Origin of the sequence: Saccharothrix sp. NRRL B-16314, assembly GCF_000716595.1 — a bacterium.
Taxonomy (GTDB): Bacteria; Actinomycetota; Actinomycetes; order Mycobacteriales; family Pseudonocardiaceae; genus Actinosynnema.
The window spans coordinates 16,353-36,068 of the sequence record NZ_JNXC01000050.1 but is presented as its reverse complement, the minus strand read 5'-3'; the positions used below and the strand labels follow the sequence as shown (position 1 = coordinate 36,068).

The window sequence follows — 19,716 nt, the reverse complement described above, 5'->3', positions numbered from 1 at the left end:
GCGCGCCCAAGGTCGACCCATCTGTTCCCGACCGCCGAAGTGGTGCGACGCGCACCACGTCACATTCTGGGCGGACGGCGGCACCACGGATCTGGACAATCTCGTTCTCCTGTGCCGCACGCATCATTCCCTGGTGCACCACTCACGCTGGCGGATCACGATGACCGGTGGTGTTCCGGCATTCATTCCTCCACGTCACGTCGACCCCACCCAAAGGCCCCGGCAGAACCTGCTTCACCGGCCGCCGATGCCCATCGCCGCCTGACGCGACGACCAGACCGGGCAACCGGCTCCGCTTCGCGTCCGCGGAGCCTTACCCGAGGTGGTGGACGAACCACGACGCGATGAGGTCCGTGGTTGCCGCCAGACCGGCCCGGTCGATCTCGTGCCCGACGCCGGGGTGCAGCACGAGTTCGGCCGGTCGGCCCAGCTCGCGCAGCCGCCGGTACATCTGCTCCGATTCCTCGGGGTTCACCCGCGTGTCGTTCTCGCCGTGCATGATCAGCACCGGCGCGACCACCCGGTCGGCGTGCTCCAGCGGGCTGCGGGCGGTCATCGCGGCGGCGTCGGCCGGGTCGTCGGGGTCGCCGATCCAGTCCCTGACCCGCTTGCGCCAGGTCGGCGGGAACGACCGGATGTCGCTGATCAGGTCCGACGGCCCGCACTCGCTGACGCCGGCGCGCCACAGGTCCGGCAGCATCGCCAGGCAGGCCAGCACGGCGAACCCGCCGTACGACGCGCCGTGCACGCCGAGCCGGTCCCCGGCCACCCAGTCGAGTTCCCGGAGGCGCCGCACGACCGCCGCCAGGTCCGCCAGGTCGCCGCCGCCCCAGTCGCGGTAGATCAACCGCTGGTAGCGCATCCCGTACCCGGACGACCCGCGGATGTTGGGTGCCGCCACCGCGACGCCCCGGGCGAGGAGTTCCTGGACCAGGGGGAAGAACGTCGGCAGCGACTGGACCTCCGGCCCGCCGTGCACCGTCACCACCAGCGGCACGGGTCGCTCGCGGGTCGCACCGGGCGGCCGGTACAGCAGGAACGACACCGCCTCGCCGTCCGCGCTCGTCGTCCACAGGACCGAGGGCACCACCATCCCGCCGGGAAGACCCGCGCCCGCGTCGGTGAGCCGCCGGGCCGTGCCGCGCGTCAGGTCGACCAGGTACAGGTCGGTCGCCGCGTCCGGCCGGCCGAGCTGCACCAGCAGGTCACCCGCCGGGGTGAACCGCAGGACGTGCCCGTCCAACCCGAACTCGGTCACCGCGACGCCGGCCGGCAGCCCTTCGACGTCTCGCGCCACGCCTCCGACGGGCGCCCACTGCAGCCGCGTGTACCCGTTCTCGTTGACGCCCCACGCCAGGGTCGAGCCGTCCGGTGACAGCGCCGCGCCCGCCACGTCGGCCTCCGGCGCGTCGATCCAGGTCAGCTCGCCGGTCAGGCTCAGCGCCGCCAGGCCGAGGAAGTCCCGGTCCCCCGTGGTGCACAGGTAGAAGCCCGACGAGTCGGGCAGCCAGGCCACCGGCTGGTGCTTGGCCGGGCCGCGGTCGGGGGTGACCGGCCGGGTCGTGCCGTCGGCCAGGTCGCACAGGAACAGGGTGTGCTCGGTGTTCTGGTGCAGTCGCAGCACGAGCAGCAGCCGGGAGTCCGGGGAAAAGCCCATCGGCAGGTACCGGTCGTCTCCGTGCAGCACGATCCGCTCGTCGCCCGTGCGGAGGTCCCGCACCCGCACGTCGAACACCTCGCGATCACGCGCGTTGCTCGCGTAGGCCAGGAGCGCGCTGTCGGCGCTGTAGGGCAGGCCGATGTGCCCGTGGGGAACGCCGACCTCGCACCGCACGCCGTCCTCGGCGACCAACCACTCCACCGAGCCGGTGTCGGGGTCGACCTCGGCGAGCCGGTGGTCCTCGCCGCCGTCAGGATCGACGACCACCAGCAGCCGCGCGCCGTCGGGCCGCCACAGGCAGCGGCGGACCGAGCCGGGCACCTCGACGAGCCGCGCCCGCCCGCCGGCCAGGGGCAGCACCCACGGCTGGGACCGGCCGGACCGGTCGCTCACGTAGGCGACCGCGGTGCCGTCCGGGCTCGGTTCCGCGCCGGTCAGCCACTCGAAGTCCGTCCAGCCCATAGCCCCGCCTCCGGCGTCCGGTCAGAACGTGTAGTTGACCACGAACGCCGGGTGGTCCGTGCGGTACATGGCGTACTTCTGGGTCGACACGAAGGTCAGGGTGCGGGCGATGACGTGCTGCACGTCGCCGTCGCCCTTGCGGAACCAGCCCGAGGGGACGCAGTTCTGGGCGTTCGTGGCCGAACCGGGGTTGTACTTCAGGTTCAGGTCGCCGACCACGACGTGCCGCGTCGTCGGTGACCCGGTGGGGTCGTGGGACAGGACCGTCGCGGGCACCAGCTCGCGGCACTGCGCCAGCGCCGTCGTGCCGGTCGTGCTCAAGTGGGTGGTGCAGGCGGTGAACCCGCGCACGGCGCTGAGCGCGCAGGCCCAGGCGCGGATCTCGTTGCCGCCGTCCTGGGCGGTGTAGGTGCCGTGGCCGCCCGTCGCGATGCCCTCCTTGACGATGATCCCGCTGCCGTAGGCGCCGCGACCGGCCGTGCACTGGTAGTCCGAGTTCGTGGACCTGTTGCGCACGAACGCGAACCGGTACGCGGCGGTCGCGCCCACGGCGGCGGTCAGGCGGGGCAGGTCGGACAGGCACACCTCGTTCACCGAGACGACGTCCGGCAGCCGGCGCTGGATCATCACGACGGCTTCGTCCACCGCGCGCCCGTCCTGGTAGCAGCCGGCGATGCCGCTGTTGCACAGGTTCATCTGGAGCACCTTGAACGCGGTGGCGGCGGCGGCCGGTACCGACAGCAGGCCACCCAGCAGACCACTCAGCAGGAGCACGACCATGGCGGAACCGGCGATCCGGCGCGGGAGGCCCATGCCGACATGCTCACACCGGGCCGCGCGCCAGCCGTACCGCCAAGCGGACCTCCGCCGCGCCGGCACTTCGGGACACCGGACCGCTCACTTGTTGTGCAGGCCGCCGTGGAGGTGCCCGACCTGGATGGTCGTCCCGGTGTTGCCGCCGCTGAGCACGTTGGAGGTGATGGTGCCGGCGGGCTGGGGCGTCGTCTCCCGCACGGCCTGCGCCGCGTCGAGGTCCTGCTGGTACTCGGCGATGCCGTGGGACAGCAGGTCACCGCTGGGCTTCGGCACGTACAGGTAGACCGTGCCGCTGTACTCCTTGAGCCGCACGAACCTCGGCACCACCCGGGAAGCGGGCAGCGTCGCGAAGCCGGCGGCCAGCACGTCGTCGAACACCCGCTGGGACAGCACCACCGAGAGGAACGTCTGGTCCGGGTCCGACCGGGTGAGGACGTCCCGGACGGGCTGGGAGTCGAGCAGCCGGTGGGTGGTGATCACCGCGCTGCCCACCACCGCGGCGGTACCACCGGGAGGGGCGTCGCGGACCGGTCCCACGTTCAGGCTGGCCCGCATCCGCAGGCGCAACCGGCGGTCCCGCGCGCGCAGCCGGACGTCCCGCGCGGCCAGCACGTCCTGGAGCGCGTCGAAGAACTTGCTGACCACGGCGGGCAGGTGACGGGTGTCGAATCCGATACCGAACCCGTCACCGGTGTTGTGCGGGAACAACGCCTCCTGCCACACGTGCCCGAGCCCGGCGCGCTCGAAGCCGAGCGCGACGACCTCGGGCACGATCTCCACCAGGTGCGCCTGATCAGGGTCGGAGTTGGAGCCGAACTCCTTGGTGTCGACCACGAGCACGGCTCGGTACGGCGGGAGTTCGACCGGTTCGCCGCCTTCGGCACCGTGATCGGGCATGGGTCTCCTCCTCGGAACACCGCACAAAAGTGACCGCAGTAGTTATCCCACAGTGCGAGCGTGGAAGCAGCGGCGACACGGCCAGGCCGGTGTCCGCGGGAGGGCGGAACCGCCAGGTTGACCCTGCTGTCCGGGGTCCAGCACAGTGGGTGCGTGCAGTGGGCTTTGAGCGTTCTGACGGTGGTCGCGTACGCCACGCTGCCGCTCGGCTCGTCGAGCTACGAGCAGCACCTCCTGCCGACGATGCTCGTCGGGCTGGTCTACGCCCTGGTCGCGATCTTCGGCTTCCAGCTGGTCCAGGGGCGCGGTCGGGCGTTCGCCGTGGCGTACGCGTGCGTGCAGGTGCCGCTGGGTTTCGTGCTGTTCTCGTTCTCCGGGGCGGCGGCGGGCGCCGTGCTGCTGCTGGTGGTCCTGGTGTCCCAGAGCGTGCTGCTGCTGCCGACGCCGGGCGCCGCCGCGGTCGCCGCGATCATCCCGCTGGTCCACGTGAACATGGCCTGGCCGGACGGGCTGTGGGAAGGGCTCAACACGCTGGCCGTCACCACGTTCACGTTGGTCGTGACGTTGCTGCTGGTGCGCGAGCAGCGCGCCAGGGCTGAGCTCGCGGCGGCCAACGAACAGCTGCGCGGGTACGCCGCCCAGGCCGAACAGCTCGCGACGACCCAGGAGCGCAACCGGCTCGCCCGTGACATCCACGACGGGTTGGGCCACCACCTGACCGTCGTGCAGATGCTGCTCCAGGCCGCGCGGGCGGTGATCGACACCGCCGATCCGGACCGGCTCGACACGATGCTGGCCAAGGCGCAGGACCAGTCGAAGCAGGCGCTGGCGGAGGTGCGCCGTTCGGTCGCCGCGCTGCGCGAACCCCGATCGGAGCCGCTGGTGGACGCGTTGCGGGTATTGGCGGGCGAAGCCGGTGTGCCCACCGGGGTGGAGGTCCGCGGCGCGGCCCGCGCCATCCCGGTCGAGGTCGAGGAATCGCTGTTCCGGGCGGCGCAGGAGGGGTTGACCAACGTGCGCAAGCACGCGGGCGCTTCCGCCGTGACCGTCGTGCTGGACTTCGACCGCGACGACGTGGTCCGGCTGGAGGTCCGCGACGACGGGTGCGGGCTGAGCGGGGACGTGCCGGCGGACACCGGGTACGGCCTGGTCGGCCTGCGGGAGCGGGTGGCGAACCTGGGCGGGCGGGTGTCCGTCGACTCGGCCGCCGACCGCGGCCTGACGTTGACGGTCGAGGTGCCGGCATGAGCGCGCCGGGTGCCGCCGTGCGGGTGCTGATCGTGGACGACCAGGCGTTGTTCCGGGAGGCGCTGGCGACGTTGCTGGAGGTGCAGCCGGAGATCGAGGTGGTCGGCGAGGCGGGCAACGGCGAGGAGGCCGTGCGGCGGTGTGCCGAGTTGCGCCCCGACGTGGTGCTGATGGACCTGCGGATGCCGGTGCTGGACGGGATCGCGGCGACCGACCGGCTGCGGGTGGAGCAGCCGGGCGTGCGGGTGCTGGCGCTGACCACTTTCGACGACGACGCGGACGTGTTCGCGGCGCTGCGGGCCGGCGCGGTCGGGTACCTCCTCAAGGACGTGTCGTCGGCCCGGTTGGTCGAGGCGCTGGTGGCGGCGAGGCGCGGTGAGTCGGTGCTCCAGCCGTCCGTCGCGGCCAAGGTCGTGGCCAGGGTGGCGCGGTTGCCGCATGAGGACACCCCCGTGAGGCAGCCACCGGCCGTGGCGCTGTCGGACCGTGAACTCGACGTCGTGCGGCTGCTCGCCGCGGGCCACAGCAACCGCGAGATCGCGGGGAGCCTGTACCTGGCCGAGGGCACCGTGAAGAACCTCGTCACCAGCGTGCTGTCCAAGCTCCAGGTGCGTGACCGCACGCAGGCTGCGCTGCGGGCGCGCGAACTCGGCCTGTGCTGAAGCCCGACCGGTGTTGCAGCCCCGCCCGTGCCGAGTTCCGGGGTCATGCCGGCCACATGACCTGACGCATGACCTTCGGCACCTGACCCGGCTCCCCCGCCGGCCGACGATCTCCGTAGCACTGGAAGCCAGTTACGGAGGAGCCGCCATGAATCCCGAACAGACGATCACCACGTCCCGTCCGCCCCAGCCCGAGCCGAGGGCGCGCGCCGTGTGGCGGTTCACCCGTCACTTCCTGGAGATGGCCGCCGCCATGGTGGTCGGGATGGTCGTCCTGGAGCCGGTCTGGTCGTTCGTGTGGCCGGGCCTGGCGGACGTCGTGACCGCGCACGTGCTGGTGATGGCGACGAACATGTCGCTGGGCATGGCGTTGTGGATGCGGATCCGCCGCCACGGCTGGGCCGGCATCGCCGCGATGTCCGCCGCGATGTACGTGCCGTTCCTGGTGCTGCTGCCGTTCCACTGGACCGGCCTGCTGTCCGGGATGGCGCTGATGACCGCCGGGCACGTGCTGATGGTCCCGGCGATGCTGGTCGCGATGCTGCGCCGCCGGCACGAGTACGGGTGCTGAGCGATGCGAACCGCGCTCCGGCTGGGCGGAACCGCGCTGGTGTTCCTGCTCGCCTCCCTCGCCCTGCCCACGGCTCTCGGCACCCCGACCGCCTTGGGCACGTTCGACGACCTGTACGCGCCGCGGACCGACAGCGCGTCCCCCGAGCCCGCACCCGTGGCGCACGACCCCGCCAAGCCGACCGCGGTGGTCGTCGTGGGCGACCACGGCGCCGTCGTCTCCGACACGCTCGCGCCTTACGAGATCCTGGCCGCGACGGATGCGTTCAACGTCTACACCGTCGCGCCGACCGGTCACCCGGTTCCGCTCACCGGCGGCCTGGACCTCGTTCCGGACCTGAGCTTCGCCGAACTCGACGGCCTGCTCGGCGCGCCGGCCGACGTCGTCGTGGTGCCCGCCCTGCCCGACGTCGGCGAGAGCACGTCGAAGCCGGTGACGGACTGGGTCGCCCGGCAGGCCTCCGGTGGATCGCTGGTCCTGGGCATCTGCAACGGGTCACGGGTGCTCGCGGCGGCCGGTCTGCTCGACGGACGCCCGGCCACCTCGCACTGGCTCCGCATCGACGGCGTCGAAGACCTCTACCCGGCGGTCGACTGGGTCCGGGGCACGCGGTACGTGGACGACGGCGACGTCGTCAGCACGGCGGGCATCCTGTCCGGGATCGACGGCACGCTGCGCGTGGTCGAACGGCTCGTCGGACCGGGGGCGGCGGCACGTGCGGCGGACGTGGTCGGTTGGCGCCACTACCGGCGCGGCACGGCGGCGCCGATGGAGCAGGCGCAAGTCGGGCCGGCCGACGCCGTGGTCGCGTTCAACACCGCTTTCGGGTGGGACCGGCCCACGGCCGGGGTGCTCCTCACCGAGGGGGTCGGTGAGATCGAACTGGCCTCCGCCTTCGACGCGTACGGGCAGTCGTCGGCAGTCCGAACGCTGGCCGTCGGTCATGGTGCCGCGCCGGTGCGCTCCCGGCACGGGCTGACCTTCGCGCCCCGGGCATCGCCGACGGACGATCTCGACCGGCTGGTGGTGCCGGGTGCGTCGGCGGCGGCGCGGCGCGCGGCGGACCGGTACGCCGACCTCGCGCCGGTCTACCTCCACGGTGAGCCCGGTTTCCCGTTCGACGGCGTGCTGCGCGACCTCGCGGACAGCACGGACGTGGCCACGGCGGTGTGGACGGCGAAGGTGTTGGAGACCACCTCGCCCTCACCGGTTCGGCCTGGCCGTGGACCCTCACCCTCCGACCGCTCTCGCTCGCCGCCCTGGGTGTGCTGGCGGCGCTCGGTGTGATGCGCGTGGTTCGGGGCTCGCGCACGTCGTTGCGCCGGCGGTGACCGGGGTGCGGGTCGAGCACACGCCTTGGGGCCAGGGCGTTTCAGGTTCCGGTCAGGCCTCGGTAGCGGTGCGCGACCCCACCCGGGAACAGGTACTCGGCCAGCACGTTGCGGGTCCGGCGGGACGGGAGCCCCATGTCGTGCATCAGCTCGTCCGCGCAGTGGATGTCGTAGGGGCCGAAGTCGTAGCCGCCGGAGCCGGGCAGCACCTGTTCCTGCCACGCGAGGCGGGCGTCGATGGCTTCCTGCATCCGCTGTTCGTCCGGGATGGTGCGCAGTGCCTCCCCTTGGCCGCGACCGGCCAGGAAGTGACGGGTCAGCCAGTGCGCGGTGAGTTCCATGCCCAGGATGTTGTTGAAGACCTGCCGGAAGCCGACGAACCCCAGGCGGTCGACGCCGGGTGGCACGATGCCCCGGTAGAGGCGCAGCCGGCCGGCGGAATCGTGCACCCGCACGCCCGGGTCGAGGAACGGGAAGACCTTGTGGTGGCCGGTGGCGAACACGATGACGTCCGCCGGCGCCTCCTCGCCGGTCGAGAGCCGCAGCCCTTCGCCGGTGTACGCCTCGACCGCGCTGACCTTGGCGTCGATCAGGCCGCGGCGGACGGCGCGCACGTAGCCGCGGGGCATGACACCGGCGTGGGCGAGGTGGAAGGGGAGGGCGTGCGCGGGCCGCAGGTGCTTCGGCAGCCGGTAGAGGCCAGTGGAGAGCAGCATGTCGCGGGTGATGACTGCCCAGAGGACCCGCTTGGCACGGTCGCCGAGGCGGTCGATCGGGCGGACGCAGGCCGGGTCGTGGTAGCGGGGTAGGAGCGACTCGCCGAGCCTGGTCATCAGGACCCACCGGTAGCCGACCAGGCCGAGCAGGAGCCGTTCGGGGACCATCCAGTTCACCTTGCGCTGCACGAGCGTGGCCGAGGCCGCCTCGCGCGCGGCACGGGTGATCAGGTCCAACGCCGACTTCCCGCCGCCCACGACGACCACGCGCCTACCGGTGAACGTCCCGGCGCGCACGTCGTTTGAGTGCAGCACCGTCCTGGGGAACGAGCCGCGTCCGGGCAGGTCGGGCAACCGGGCGTGGTGGTGGGCGCCGCTGGCGACGACGACGTAGTCGAACGTCTCGGTCCGGACCTGTGCCGCTTCGTCCCCGGTGGGCCGGGAGTCGACCGACCAGCCGGAGGCGCCCACCCGTCCGGGACCGGCCACCGGTCGGACGGAGACCACCTCGGTGCCCGGCCGGAGGTGTTCCAGCACGCCGAACGCCTTGGCGTAGTCCTCCAGGTAGCGCCGGCTGTCCACCGCGCTGGCGAACCGCAGGCGGTTGGGCAGGTCGGCGAACTCGAAGAGGCGGGGTGCGGACTGGTTGGCCAGGCCGTCGTAGCAGCCGCCGGGCGCCCAGATGCCGCCGACCACGTCGTACTTGTCGAACACCGTGACGTCGAAACCGTTCTCCAGCAGCACTTTCGCGGTGACGATCCCTCCGGGCCCGGCACCGACGACGCACGCTCGCATAGGCTGCCACTCCCCTGGTGATCGGTGTGTCCGGCACTCCCATCATCCCGGTCCAGCGAGCAGTTCGGGGGGTGACCGGCGGCGTGGCCGACTCGCTCGGCCACGCCGCCGGCGCCGGTGGTCAGGACCCGATCTTGCCCACGCCCGCGCCGGCCGTCACCACGGCCTTGACGGTGTTCGGGTCGGTCAGGGTGTAGGCGTAGTAGTCCCGCGGCTCCTGCACCGTGCCGCTGCAATCAGGCCGGCCGGACTCGCCGACGAACACGTTGTTCCGGGCGACGCACCGCCCGCCCGGACCGGCGTAGTTGTTGCTCACCGGCTCCTCGACGTCCTCGAAGTAGTTGCCCTCCACCACACAGCCCGAGTCCGCCTGGCACGCCACGCCGACGTCCGTGTTGTAGAAGTAGTAGTTGTTGTAGACGTGCACCGGCTCGCCGAAGCGGACCCGCGGGTTGCGCTGCGGGGTCGCGTCGAACCAGTTGTGGTGGTAGGTGACCTTCAGCCGGCCGACGTCCTGCGCGCCGTTGTCGTCGTCGTGGCCCAGCAGCATGTTCTTGCTGTGGTCGTGGGTGTGGTTCCAGGACACGGTGACGTAGCTGGACCCGCGCTTGATGTCGATCACGCCGTCGTACCCGTCCGCCAGGTCGTTGTGGTCGAGCCAGACGTGGTGGGAGAACATCTGCACGTTGATCGCGTCGTCCGCCCAGTTGCGGAACACCAGGTTGCGGACGACGACGTTGTGCACCGCGTCGGCCGGCGGCGACGTCGCGTCGGACGGTGGCAGGCCGATGTTCAGCCCGCCTCCGGTGAAGCCCGAGGTGGAGCCGATGCCGACGATCGTCTTGTCCGACGTGACGTCGTGCATCGGGCCGGGCAGCGCGATCATGCCGCGCACGCAGATGTTCAGCGGCCCGACCCGGGCGATCGCGGACAGGAACTCCGCCGCCGTGTCGACCTCGATCGTGGGACCGCCCGCGCCGCCGGTGGTGCCGTTCTGGCCCCACGCGTCGACCGAGGCGAACCCCTGGGGACTGCCCGAGGTGGCGCACGCGCCGGGCGGCAGGGTGGTGGTCGTCGTGGTCGTGGTGCTAGTCGTGCTGGTCGGCCCACCGGAACCCGGCACGTCGGTCACCACCACGTCGTCGAACGCCGCGGCGGCGTAGTAGGTCGCCACGCCGATCTTCCCGCTGCCGAACGTGGCGTCGGTCGCCGTCACCACTGCGGCGCCGTCCACGAAACCGCGCAGAGTGCTGCCGAATGCTTCAAGCCGCAACGTGTACCAGGTGCCGACCGACACGGTGGCCGGCGCGGACGCCAGGGTGGTGTGCCCGCCGCCGACCCGCTTGCCGAGCACCACCGAGCCCGAGTTCGACAGGCCCAGGTAGTAGTAGTTGCCGGTGTTCTGCACGCGGGCCGTCACCGCGACGTGCCGGCCCGACCCGTTGAACGCGGCCGGCTTGACCCGGACCTGCGCCGCCTGGCCGGTCCAGACGGCGCCCGCGAGCGCCCGGGCGTCGGTGCTCGTGCCGGACTGGCGCCAGGCCCGCGTGCCGTCCGCGACCACGGACCAGCTGCCGCCGCTGGAACTCCAGCCGGTCGAGTCGCCGTCCTCGAAATCGTCACCGAACAGGGTCGCGGCGGATGCCGACGGCACCACCAGAAGTGCCACCGCGAAGATGAATCCGCTCGCCACCGCGACGAGCGACGCTAATCTTCCGTGCTTGCTCAAACCGAGCCTCCTCATGCGAATCGGGCGTCGGTGGCCGATTCACGTGTTCACGGTCGTGAATACGTTCACGCAGGTGAACACGGCTACTGCGGCTGCCGACAAGCGGAGGCGACGGTTGGCGGCACGCTGAGAGAAATGGGCGATCACCTTGCAGTCGAAGGTAATGGCAGGTTTCCGGCGCGTCAACGCCGATCACCCGAGGAACATCGGAACCGTTTCGCACCTAATGGCCTAGAAAAGGCCGCGGAAGCAATGCGCGGTGGTCAGCGCACGCCCGCGACCGGAGGCCCGTCGACCGGAACGACCGCGCCGCGGACCTCCGACAGCAACGCGCGCATGGCGTGCTCGGCCGCCTCGGGATGGCGGGACGCGACCGCCCGGGCGACCTCCTCGTGCAAGTCCAACGCGGTGGGCACGGGCTTCTCCGGCATGAGCCCGAGGGACGTCCGCCCGCGCAGGACCACCGCCACCACGTCCTTGAGCGCGGCGAACATCTCGTTCCCGCCCGCCTCCAGCAGCAGCGCGTGGAAGGCGATGTCGAGTTCTAGGAACGACTCCAGCCGGCCCGCCTCGCCCTCCCGGCGCATCCGCGCGGCGAGGTCGAGCAGGCGCTCGCGCTCCTTCGCCGACGCGTTCCACCCGGCCCGCGCCGCGGCCACCGGTTCGACCGCGATCCGCAGTTCGGTGAGCGAGCGCAGCTGGGCGTCGCGGTTCGGGCCGGCCAGCTGCCACCAGATCAGCCGCGGGTCGTAGACCTGCCAGGCCGACCTCGGCCGCACGGTGATGCCGACCCGGCGCCGGGACGTCACCAGGCCCATCGACTCCAGCACCCGCATCGTCTCGCGGGCCACCGTCCGCGAGACCCCGAACTGTTCCTGGATGCCGTCCAGGGTCAGGACCCGGCCTTCTTCGAGGTCCCCACTGGTGATCCGCAACCCGATGGTGTCGAGCACGGAGGCGTGCAGGGCATCGCCCGTCCCGCCTGCTTGACGTTGTACCTGCACCGCAGAAGCGTAGCCCGAGCGGCCTTCCTCAGCCCGCTCAAAGGTGATACCTTTCGCCGCCAAAGGTACTACTTTTCACGGGTGAACGATCTCGTCGCCGCAGCCGAGGGGTGTCCATGACCACGACCGCCGATCCCGCCGTGCCGACCTGCGTGGTCGTGATGGGCGTGTCCGGTGCGGGCAAGAGCACGGTCGCCCGACTGCTGGCGGACCGGCTCGGCTGGCCGATGGCCGAGGCCGACGAGTTCCACCCGGCCGCCAACATCGCGAAGATGTCCGCCGGCACCCCGCTGACCGACGACGACCGCGCGCCCTGGCTGGCGGCGATCCGCGACTGGATCACCGGACGGGCGGCGGCGGGCGAGAGCACCGTCGTCACGTGCTCGGCGCTGAAGAGGTCGTACCGGGACGTGCTCCGCGCGGCCGACGCGCGGGTCCGGTTCCTCTTCCTGGACGGCGCGGGCGACGTGATCGGCGGGCGGATGGCGCTGCGGTCCGGCCACTTCATGCCCCCGTCGCTGCTGCAGTCCCAGTTCGCCGCCCTCGAGCCGCTCCAGTCCGATGAGGACGGTGCGGCCGTGGACGTGCACGAGACCCCCGAACTGATCGTCGAGCAGGCAGTCACCCGGCTCGACCTCGTGGCCGCGACCCCGGCCGATCACTGAGCCCACCGGGGAAACACCCCGCATGGGATACCGAGGAGCAACGGAGCTGCCGATGACCACCACTGAAGACTGGGTCCAGACGCTCGGCGCGGGCGCGCTGCTGGGCATCGCGGGAGGCGCGATCGCGCTCCTGCTGATCCTGATCATGTACCTGCGGGTGCACGCGTTCCTGGCGCTGGTGGTGGTCAGCCTGCTCACCGCGTTCGCCGCGGGCATCCCGGCGTCCGCTGTGGTACCGACCCTGACCGGCGGGTTCGGCACCACGCTCGGCAGCGTCGCACTGCTGGTCGGCCTCGGTGCGATCCTCGGCCGCCTGGTGGAGGTGACGGGTGGCGCGCAGTCGCTGACCGACGCGCTGATCACCCGGTTCGGCGAGGACCGGGCGCCGCTCGCGCTCGGCATCAGCTCGCTCGTGTTCGGCTTCCCGATCTTCTTCGACGCGGGCCTCGTGGTGATGCTGCCGATCGTGTTCGCGGTGGCGCGACGGCTCGGCGGCGGTGTGCTGCGCTACGGCCTGCCCGCCGCGGGCGCGTTCTCCGTGATGCACGTGTTCGTCCCGCCGCACCCCGGCCCGGTCGCCGCGACCGAGCTGCTGGGCGCCGACGTCGGCCTGGTCATCGCGTTCGGCCTGCTGCTGGCGATCCCCACCTGGTACGTGACGAGCTACCTGTACGGGCTGTGGGTGGGCAAGCGGCTGGTGCTGCCGGTGCCGACGATCCTCAGCGGCGGCCCGCAGGCCGAGCACGACGACAACCCGCCGCGGCCGGCGACCGTCGTCGCGCTCCTGCTGCTCCCGCTGGTCATGATCTTCACGAACACCGGTCTCGACGCCGCTCGTGCCGCGGGCTGGGTCGACGGCGACGCATCCTGGTACCAGGTGGCGCGTGCGCTCGGTTCGACGCCGGTCGCCCTGCTGGTGACCGTGCTGGTGGCCTCGCTCGTGCTCGGCATCCGCCGAGGCAAGGGCAAGGAGACCGTCGAGAAGCTGGTCGACTCGGCGCTCGGCCCGGTGTGCGCGGTCATCCTCATCACCGGCGCGGGCGGCATGTTCGGCGCGGTGCTGCGGGCCGGCGGTATCGGCAAAGCCCTCTCCGACGGGTTGGCCGACCTCGGCATGCCGGTGTTCGTCGCCGGTTTCGTGATCGCCGCCGCGCTGCGCGTCGCCCAGGGCTCGGCCACGGTCGCGCTCACCACGGCGGCGGGCCTGGTGCAGCCGGTCGTGCAGGCCGGCGGGTTCAGCGCGCTCGAGCTGGCCGCGATCGTGCTGGCGCTGGCCGCCGGTTCGGTGATCGCCAGCCACGTCAACGACTCCGGCTTCTGGCTGGTCGGCCGCCTGATGGGGATGGACGTCCGGACCACCCTGAAGACCTGGACCGTCATGGAGACCACGATCAGCCTGGTCGGCTTCGCGTTCGCCTCGGTCCTGTTCCTGGTCGGGTGACCCGGCCGACCCAGCCGGCCTGACCGACCCGGCCGACCCGGTCCGATCCCACGGCCTCCGGCGGCGAACCGCGACTTGATCCGGTTCGCCGCCGGAGGCCGTTCTCGCGACCGCATCAGGCGACGGGCGTCGGCACTCGATCCGCTCGACGCGCCCGCACGTAGTGCGCGACGACCGCCAGCGTGGCCGCCAGGAACACGATCTGGAGCAGCGTGCGCGGCAGGAGCTGGTCGCCCAGCGACGGCGAGATGCCCTGCTCGGCCGCGTAGACGTTGGCCGGGAACATCACGACGAGCAGCGCGCTCAGCCCCGCCGCCGCCCACGGCGCGGTGCGCCACCACAGCAGGCCCACCACACCCGCGAACTCCAGCACACCGGTCACGGTGACGAGCAGCCCCGGCTCCGGCAGCGCGGGCGGGACCATCGCGATCAACTCCTCCCTCATGCCGATGAAGTGCGCCCCGGCGGTGAGGGTGAACATCGCGGCCAGGCCGCCCCTCAGGGCGATCGACCAGTGCTTGCGGAACAGCAGCAGTGCCGCTGAAACGACGATCAGAACGACGAACGGAGCCACGGGAACCTCCCCAGAACGAAACTTGTCACCGACAAGATGCACCGGCGGTGCCCATCTTGTCAACGACTAGATACGCTGGGGCCATGAGTCCTTACCACCACGGCGACCTCCGACGGGCCGTGCTGGCCGCCGCCGTCACCGCGATCACCGAGAACGGGCCCACCGCGATCAGCCTGCGCGACCTGGCTCGCCGGGTCGGCGTCTCGCACGCCGGGCCGGTGCACCACTTCAAGGACAAGGCCGGCCTGCTCACCGCCCTGGCCGCGGAGGGTTTCGACCTGCTCGCCGACGCGCTCGTCGAGACCCGCGACAGCGGCGGGAACTTCGTCGAGATCGGCGTCTCGTACGTGCGCTTCGCCATCGAGCACCGCGCGCACTTCGAGGTGATGTTCCGCCCGGACCTCTACCACTCGGACGACGAGTCGGTGGCGACCGCGCAGCAACGGGCGCGGGAGGTGCTGGTCAGCGGCGCGGGGCAGGTGCCGGGCGACCGCGATCCCGAGGTCGCGAAGCTGGCCGCGTGGTCCCTGGTGCACGGCTTCGCCACGCTGTGGAACACCGGATCGCTGTCCGATCCCGGCGACGACCCGGAAAGCACCGCGCGGGCCGTCGCCGGAATGCTCTTCTCGAAGTAGGGCGGATCAGCCGGTGCCGGTCCAGCCGGTGGGGACGTGGCCGACGCGCACCCGCTGCGGGTGGTCGCCCACCGGCACCGAGACGATCTTGCGGCCGGTGGCGAAGTCGATCGCGGTGACCTGGTCGGCACCGCTCTCGGAGATCACGCAACTGCGCCCGTCACCGCTGACGGTCGCCCAGTACGGCTTGGCGGCGGGCACGAGCGGGCCTTCCCGCAGGGTTTCCCGGTCCACGACCACCGCGTAGTCGTCCATCGTCCCGGCGACGCACAGCTTGTCACCGGCCGGGCTCATCGCCATGCCGTGGTGGCGCGAGTCGTTGACCCAGGTGGTGCGGTCCTCGCTGGTGGCCGGGTTCTTCGGCAGTTCCTTGTGCCGCGTGACGCGATCGGCGGCCACGTCGTACTCCAGGAAGCCGTGGTGGAACGACACCTGGAAGTACAGCTTCGACCCGTCGGGCGTGAACGCCACCGGGCGCAGGGCGTCGGACAGGTCGGAACGGCCGAACGCGTCCAGGCGCTGCCTCATGTCGATCACCTTCACCTGCCGGAAGGTGGCGGCGTCGACGACGGTGATGCGCCGGTCGCCCTTGGTGAAGTCGAACGCCGGGTCGTCCAGGGCGGTGTTCACCTCGCCGATGGACATGTTCCAGAGGTGCCGGCCGTTGTCGGTGAACACGTTCTCGTGCGGCTTGTCACCGGTCGCGAACGAGCCGAGTTGGCGGCCGGTCACGATGTCGAGCACGTGCACGGTGTTGGACGTCGAGGCGGACACCGCGATCCGGTGGCCGTCGGGTGAGACGGCCATGTGGTCGGAGCGGAAGCCGGAGACCGGGAACCGCCACTTGATGTGACCGGTGGCCAGGTCGATCGAGACCACGTCGGCGAAGCTGGGCCGGGAGGCGACGACGGCGGTGCCGTCGGGTGTCGTGAACATGTCGTCGACGAACTGGTCGTGCCCTTCGCCGGGACCGGACCTGATGCCGAGGAAGTAGGCGAGCTTGAAAGGGTTGAGGTAGATCTCCCACAGCCGCTCGTCGCGGTCCGGGATCACGTTCACCCGGCCGATCCGGGCGAAGTCCCCGCCTGCGGCGATCACGTCGGCGGTGCCGTCCCAGTTGTTGCCGACGAACATGACTTGACGCAGCGCGGTGGCCGCGGGTGCGGGTGAGGATGCGGGTGCAGCGGGGGCGGCGAGGGCAGGGGCGGCGGCGGGTGTCGTGGCGGCCAGGACGCCGGTGGCGATGACGCCGAGCAGACGCGTGCGGCGACTGCGCTTCCGCCCGTTCGACATGGGTTCCTTGCTCATGAGAACTCCCAACCGGGGTACGGGATTTGTCCCATCTGCGCGGGTATTCCGATCCACGCCGGTGTTACCGTTCAGTAGCAAGGAATACCAGGCCGCCACCCGTCCGCGGTAGGGCCGTGGTCATGAGAACCTGTCGCCCGGCGTCCGGTTCGGACCCGGTTGAGATCAGTGTCACTAGGGTAGGTGGGTTCTTGTGGGCAAGTGGTGCCGATGCCATGCTCCAGCCATGAGACGTGGGGGCGATTCAGCGGTTGACCAGGCGTTAACCGGGTCCGTGGAGCGGTCGACCGACAAGGGGGCCCGCACGTGAATCCCCTGCTGATGCCGATCGTCGCCGCCCAGGGCATCTGGGTGCGGAAATCGATCAAGCTGCTGCCGCCGGCCGCCGGTCCGACCACGGGTTCGGCGGGCGACGCCGCGACGGGCCTGCCGGTGCGCATCGCCGTCGTCGGCGAGTCCACGGCGGCGGGTTGCGGTGTCGACGCGCACGACGAGGGGTTCCCCGGCAGCCTGGCCCGCACGATCGCCGAACGCACCGATCGGCCGGTCACGTGGGAGGCGATCGGGCAGCACGGCGCGACGGCCCGCCGGATCCGCTACAAGCTCCTCCCCCAGCTCGGCGAAGACCTCACGGTCGCGGTGCTCCTCGCGGGCGCCAACGACGTGCTCGGCCGACGCACCCCGGCGCAGTGGGCGGAAGACCTCGGCGCGGTGGTGGACGAGCTCGGCAAGCGCGCCGAACACGTTGTCGTGGTGGGGATTCCGCCGTTCAAGACGTTCCCGTCGCTGCCGGGCACGCTGCGCCGCTACCTCTCCCAGTGCGCGGGCGCGCTCGACGCGGCGTCCCAGCGGGTGTGCGCGGAACGACCGGGCGCGCTGTGGATCAACTCGACCGACGTGATGCCGATCGGCCCGGACTTCTTCTCCGAGGACCGCTTCCACCCGTCGGCGTACGGCTACCTCCGCTGGGCGCAGGCCGTCGCCGACCACATCCCGCTCCACGACCCCGCCTGACGTGGACACCGACCTCCCTTACGTGGACGAGCACAGCGTGCTCGTCCCGGCGCCGGCGATGGCCGTGTGGCGCAGCCTGGCCGCGGTGATGACGCGCTCCCCTGCCGGCAGCAGCGCGGCCATGGGACTGCTGTTGGCCACCGAGCCGCGTCGGGCCGGCGGGACGCCGTTCGAGGTGGGCTCGACCATCACCGGGTTCGCGGTGACGTCGGCCGTGCCCGGTCGGCTCGTGGAACTCACCGGGCGGCACCGGTTCTCGCGGTACCGGCTGGTGATGACCTTGGCGGAGCAGTCGGGCGGCACGCTGCTCAGCGCACGCAGCTACGCCGAGTTCCCCGGGCCGCACGGGTTCGTGTACCGGCAGCTCGTCATCGGGACCGGCGGGCACCGGCTCGTCGTGGCGGCCCTGCTCCGCTCGGTGCGCCGCCACGCCCGGAAGAACAGCGCCGGTGCCGGTAACCCGGACCAGGGCTGAAGAACGACGCCGCCCGACCCCGGACGCGAGGTCCGGGGATCGGGCGGCAGCCGGTGCGATCACGTGGCCGCTAGGCCATGCTCGTCTCCCGCACGCGGTCGCGGAGCACGACGCGGGTGAACTTCGAGGGCACGTTCACCACGATGCGGCTCTTGGCCTCTTCGGGGCGCGGGTCGGGCCGCTCCAGCTCGCACTGGGTCAGCACCTCCTTGATGACCGCCTTCATCTCCAGCAGCGCGATCTTGTCGCCGATGCAGCGGATGCGGCCACCACCGAACGGGATCCACGTGAACGTGCCCGGCTTGGAGTCCAGGAAGCGCTCCGGGCGGAACTCGTCCGGGTTCTCGTAGGTGGACTTGTCGTGGTTCACCAGGTAGGCGCTGGCCCACAGGTGCATCCCCGGCTCGAACTGCACGCCGCCGATCTCGATCGGCTTCTTCACCTCGCGCACGATGATGTTCGGGATCGACGGGCGCAGGCGCAGCACCTCGTTGATCACGGCCATCAGGTAGGCGTCGCTCTCGCCCGCGTCGATCTCGTCGCGCAGCCGCTTCAGCGCCTCGGGGTGCCGGGTCAGGTACTCGAACGTCCACGCCATCGCGGCGGCGGTCGTCTCGGTGCCGGCCAGGAAGATGGTCATCATCTCGTCGCGGATCTCGCGCGGGCTCAACGGCGTGCCGTCGTCCTCGTGCGTGATCCCCAGCAGTACCGACAGCAGGTCGTCGCCGCGGTAGTCGGACTCCCGGTGCTCCTCGATGGTCTCGTAGATCAGCGCGTCCGCCTTGTCCCGCAACTGGAGGAAGTTCTCCAGCCCCAGCGACTTGATCGAGCGGAACAGCTTCAGGACCCGCGGCGGCATCTTGTGGAGCATCATCGGCGAAGCGATGCTGTTGTTGAACTCCATCATCTGCAGCAGCAGGTCGAGCAGTTCCTCCCAGCGCCGCGGCGTCCGCGAGCCGTAGACGACCTCGCGGATCACGTGCAGCGTGAAGCGGTGGATGTGCGGGTGCAGCGGCATGTCCTTGCCACGCGGCCAGCTCGCCACGTCCTCCTTGGCCATCCGGGGGATCGCCTCGCCGATGCGCATCAGCGCCGCGCCGTGGTAGCTCGGCATGAGGAGCTTGCGGCGCACCTTGTGTGCGTCCTCGTCCAACCACGCCAGGCCGCTGGTGCCGGTCCACTTCTCGATCGTGGCCGAACCGGTACCGGTGTGCAGGACGTCGGCCGGCGCCAGGAACATCGCCTTGACGTCTTCCGGGCTGGTGAGCATGTACACCGGGCGGGCCGGGATGCGGATGCTGACCTGGAACCGGGGGCCGTAGCGCTCACGGCGCTTCTCCACGAACGCCTGCGGGTTGGTCCAGTAGCTCAGCAGCTGCACCACCGCCGGCGCCTTGGAACCCGGCAGGGAGGTGGCGGGGATGGCCGCGGCCTCGCGCCCCTTGGTGTCACCGGGACTTGCAGTGGGGGAATCCATTTCCTTCACCTTTCTCGACCATCGCGTGGCCACGTCACGATTCGACTCGCTCACCGAGCTGAGAACGCATATCCGGCAACCGGATGCCGTCCGGCCCCGGTCACCGCCAAGTGCAGTCCGCCCACGAACCCCGGCACCGCCGCGCGCGGTGGCGGGGGGTGGGGTGCGGCAACGTCAGGGCGTACTTCTAGCACGGTCGAGGCCACTGCGGTGGCCCCTGGAACGCTTTGCCACGA

General features: G+C 71.3%; 19 protein-coding genes. 10 read left to right on the top strand and 9 right to left on the bottom strand.

Features of this window, described 5'->3' with window-relative positions; all coding sequences use genetic code 11:
* Nucleotides 1-265, top strand: a 265-nt coding sequence (locus OQ02_RS43195) for an HNH endonuclease signature motif containing protein (RefSeq protein ID WP_197043676.1), incomplete at its 5' end; no start/stop codon positions are given.
* 48 nt (nucleotides 266-313) lie between these two features.
* Here the strand turns inward: OQ02_RS43195 and OQ02_RS37615 are convergent.
* From OQ02_RS37615 to OQ02_RS37605, 3 genes are all read right to left on the bottom strand, one after another.
* Nucleotides 314-2,122, bottom strand: a complete 1,809-nt coding sequence (locus tag OQ02_RS37615; protein ID WP_033443463.1) for a S9 family peptidase — start codon at nucleotides 2,120-2,122, stop codon at nucleotides 314-316.
* A gap of 21 nt (nucleotides 2,123-2,143) precedes the next feature.
* The gene (locus tag OQ02_RS37610) at nucleotides 2,144-2,935 is read right to left on the bottom strand and encodes an endonuclease/exonuclease/phosphatase family protein (protein ID WP_051773301.1); all 792 of its coding nucleotides are present in this window, start codon (nucleotides 2,933-2,935) and stop codon (nucleotides 2,144-2,146) included.
* An 84-nt stretch (nucleotides 2,936-3,019) separates the two neighbouring features.
* Nucleotides 3,020-3,835 (bottom strand): hypothetical protein, encoded by an 816-nt coding sequence (locus OQ02_RS37605; RefSeq protein WP_033443462.1) that lies wholly within the window; start codon nucleotides 3,833-3,835, stop codon nucleotides 3,020-3,022.
* A gap of 165 nt (nucleotides 3,836-4,000) precedes the next feature.
* Here OQ02_RS37605 and OQ02_RS37600 point away from each other — a divergent pair, with 165 nt between their 5' ends.
* The 4 genes from OQ02_RS37600 (at nucleotide 4,001) to OQ02_RS40510 (ending at nucleotide 7,603) form a co-directional block, all read left to right on the top strand.
* Entirely contained in the window at nucleotides 4,001-5,083 is a 1,083-nt protein-coding gene (locus tag OQ02_RS37600; protein ID WP_231500407.1) for a sensor histidine kinase, read from the top strand.
* The gene (locus tag OQ02_RS37595) at nucleotides 5,080-5,745 is read left to right on the top strand and encodes a response regulator (protein ID WP_033443461.1); all 666 of its coding nucleotides are present in this window, start codon (nucleotides 5,080-5,082) and stop codon (nucleotides 5,743-5,745) included. The genes OQ02_RS37600 and OQ02_RS37595 overlap by 4 nt, the downstream gene beginning before the upstream one ends.
* Nucleotides 5,746-5,893: 148 nt before the next feature.
* Nucleotides 5,894-6,316 (top strand): hypothetical protein, encoded by a 423-nt coding sequence (locus OQ02_RS37590; RefSeq protein ID WP_051773299.1) that lies wholly within the window; start codon nucleotides 5,894-5,896, stop codon nucleotides 6,314-6,316.
* 3 nt (nucleotides 6,317-6,319) lie between these two features.
* Nucleotides 6,320-7,603 (top strand): DJ-1/PfpI family protein, encoded by a 1,284-nt coding sequence (locus OQ02_RS40510; RefSeq protein WP_231500406.1) that lies wholly within the window; start codon nucleotides 6,320-6,322, stop codon nucleotides 7,601-7,603.
* Nucleotides 7,604-7,688: 85 nt separating this feature from the next.
* Here the strand turns inward: OQ02_RS40510 and OQ02_RS37580 are convergent, their stop codons facing one another.
* The 3 genes from OQ02_RS37580 to OQ02_RS37570 form a co-directional block, all read right to left on the bottom strand.
* Complete coding sequence (locus tag OQ02_RS37580) at nucleotides 7,689-9,158, bottom strand: flavin-containing monooxygenase (RefSeq protein ID WP_033443460.1); 1,470 nt, start codon at nucleotides 9,156-9,158, stop codon at nucleotides 7,689-7,691.
* Between the two features lie 121 nt (nucleotides 9,159-9,279).
* Nucleotides 9,280-10,887 carry a pectate lyase family protein gene (locus tag OQ02_RS37575; RefSeq protein WP_231500405.1) on the bottom strand — a complete coding sequence of 536 codons (1,608 nt, stop codon included), beginning with the start codon at nucleotides 10,885-10,887 and terminating at the stop codon, nucleotides 9,280-9,282.
* Nucleotides 10,888-11,150: 263 nt separating this feature from the next.
* Nucleotides 11,151-11,891: a FadR/GntR family transcriptional regulator gene (locus OQ02_RS37570; RefSeq protein WP_033443458.1), complete on the bottom strand. Its 741-nt coding sequence runs from the start codon at nucleotides 11,889-11,891 to the stop codon at nucleotides 11,151-11,153.
* A gap of 116 nt (nucleotides 11,892-12,007) precedes the next feature.
* Between OQ02_RS37570 and OQ02_RS37565 the strand changes: the two genes are divergently transcribed.
* A complete protein-coding gene (locus OQ02_RS37565) occupies nucleotides 12,008-12,556 on the top strand; it encodes a gluconokinase (protein ID WP_033443457.1) in 549 nt (182 codons plus the stop codon).
* Between the two features lie 52 nt (nucleotides 12,557-12,608).
* Complete coding sequence (locus OQ02_RS37560) at nucleotides 12,609-13,997, top strand: GntP family permease (protein ID WP_033443456.1); 1,389 nt, start codon at nucleotides 12,609-12,611, stop codon at nucleotides 13,995-13,997.
* A gap of 115 nt (nucleotides 13,998-14,112) precedes the next feature.
* Here the strand turns inward: OQ02_RS37560 and OQ02_RS37555 are convergent, their stop codons facing one another.
* Nucleotides 14,113-14,571, bottom strand: coding sequence for a DoxX family protein (locus tag OQ02_RS37555; protein ID WP_033443455.1), 459 nt, complete (start codon nucleotides 14,569-14,571; stop codon nucleotides 14,113-14,115).
* A gap of 83 nt (nucleotides 14,572-14,654) precedes the next feature.
* Here OQ02_RS37555 and OQ02_RS37550 point away from each other — a divergent pair, with 83 nt between their 5' ends.
* On the top strand, nucleotides 14,655-15,206 hold the full coding sequence (locus tag OQ02_RS37550; protein WP_033443454.1) for a TetR/AcrR family transcriptional regulator: 552 nt from the start codon (nucleotides 14,655-14,657) through the stop codon (nucleotides 15,204-15,206).
* A gap of 6 nt (nucleotides 15,207-15,212) precedes the next feature.
* Here the strand turns inward: OQ02_RS37550 and OQ02_RS37545 are convergent, their stop codons facing one another.
* Nucleotides 15,213-16,514, bottom strand: a complete 1,302-nt coding sequence (locus tag OQ02_RS37545; RefSeq protein WP_033443453.1) for a YncE family protein — start codon at nucleotides 16,512-16,514, stop codon at nucleotides 15,213-15,215.
* A 306-nt stretch (nucleotides 16,515-16,820) separates the two neighbouring features.
* Here OQ02_RS37545 and OQ02_RS37540 point away from each other — a divergent pair, with 306 nt between their 5' ends.
* Nucleotides 16,821-17,528 carry an SGNH/GDSL hydrolase family protein gene (locus OQ02_RS37540; protein WP_051773297.1) on the top strand — a complete coding sequence of 236 codons (708 nt, stop codon included), beginning with the start codon at nucleotides 16,821-16,823 and terminating at the stop codon, nucleotides 17,526-17,528.
* 1 nt (nucleotide 17,529) lies between these two features.
* On the top strand, nucleotides 17,530-18,003 hold the full coding sequence (locus tag OQ02_RS37535; RefSeq protein ID WP_033443452.1) for a hypothetical protein: 474 nt from the start codon (nucleotides 17,530-17,532) through the stop codon (nucleotides 18,001-18,003).
* Between the two features lie 70 nt (nucleotides 18,004-18,073).
* On the opposite strand, the gene OQ02_RS37530 is transcribed toward OQ02_RS37535, so the two are convergent.
* A complete protein-coding gene (locus OQ02_RS37530) occupies nucleotides 18,074-19,480 on the bottom strand; it encodes a cytochrome P450 (RefSeq protein ID WP_033443451.1) in 1,407 nt (468 codons plus the stop codon).
* Between the last annotated feature and the right edge of the window lie 236 nt (nucleotides 19,481-19,716).

Bases quoted from the DNA above. Each gene is read 5' to 3' on its own strand.
- OQ02_RS37615 (WP_033443463.1), bottom strand. From the start codon at position 2,122: ATGGGCTGGACGGACTTCGAGTGGCTGACCGGCGCGGAACCGAGCCCG.
- OQ02_RS37610 (WP_051773301.1), bottom strand. From the start codon at position 2,935: ATGGGCCTCCCGCGCCGGATCGCCGGTTCCGCCATGGTCGTGCTCCTG.
- OQ02_RS37605 (WP_033443462.1), bottom strand. From the start codon at position 3,835: ATGCCCGATCACGGTGCCGAAGGCGGCGAACCGGTCGAACTCCCGCCG.
- OQ02_RS37595 (WP_033443461.1), top strand. From the start codon at position 5,080: ATGAGCGCGCCGGGTGCCGCCGTGCGGGTGCTGATCGTGGACGACCAG.
- OQ02_RS37590 (WP_051773299.1), top strand. From the start codon at position 5,894: ATGAATCCCGAACAGACGATCACCACGTCCCGTCCGCCCCAGCCCGAG.
- OQ02_RS40510 (WP_231500406.1), top strand. From the start codon at position 6,320: ATGCGAACCGCGCTCCGGCTGGGCGGAACCGCGCTGGTGTTCCTGCTC.
- OQ02_RS37580 (WP_033443460.1), bottom strand. From the start codon at position 9,158: ATGCGAGCGTGCGTCGTCGGTGCCGGGCCCGGAGGGATCGTCACCGCG.
- OQ02_RS37565 (WP_033443457.1), top strand. From the start codon at position 12,008: ATGACCACGACCGCCGATCCCGCCGTGCCGACCTGCGTGGTCGTGATG.
- OQ02_RS37560 (WP_033443456.1), top strand. From the start codon at position 12,609: ATGACCACCACTGAAGACTGGGTCCAGACGCTCGGCGCGGGCGCGCTG.
- OQ02_RS37550 (WP_033443454.1), top strand. From the start codon at position 14,655: ATGAGTCCTTACCACCACGGCGACCTCCGACGGGCCGTGCTGGCCGCC.
- OQ02_RS37545 (WP_033443453.1), bottom strand. From the start codon at position 16,514: ATGAGCAAGGAACCCATGTCGAACGGGCGGAAGCGCAGTCGCCGCACG.
- OQ02_RS37530 (WP_033443451.1), bottom strand. From the start codon at position 19,480: ATGGATTCCCCCACTGCAAGTCCCGGTGACACCAAGGGGCGCGAGGCC.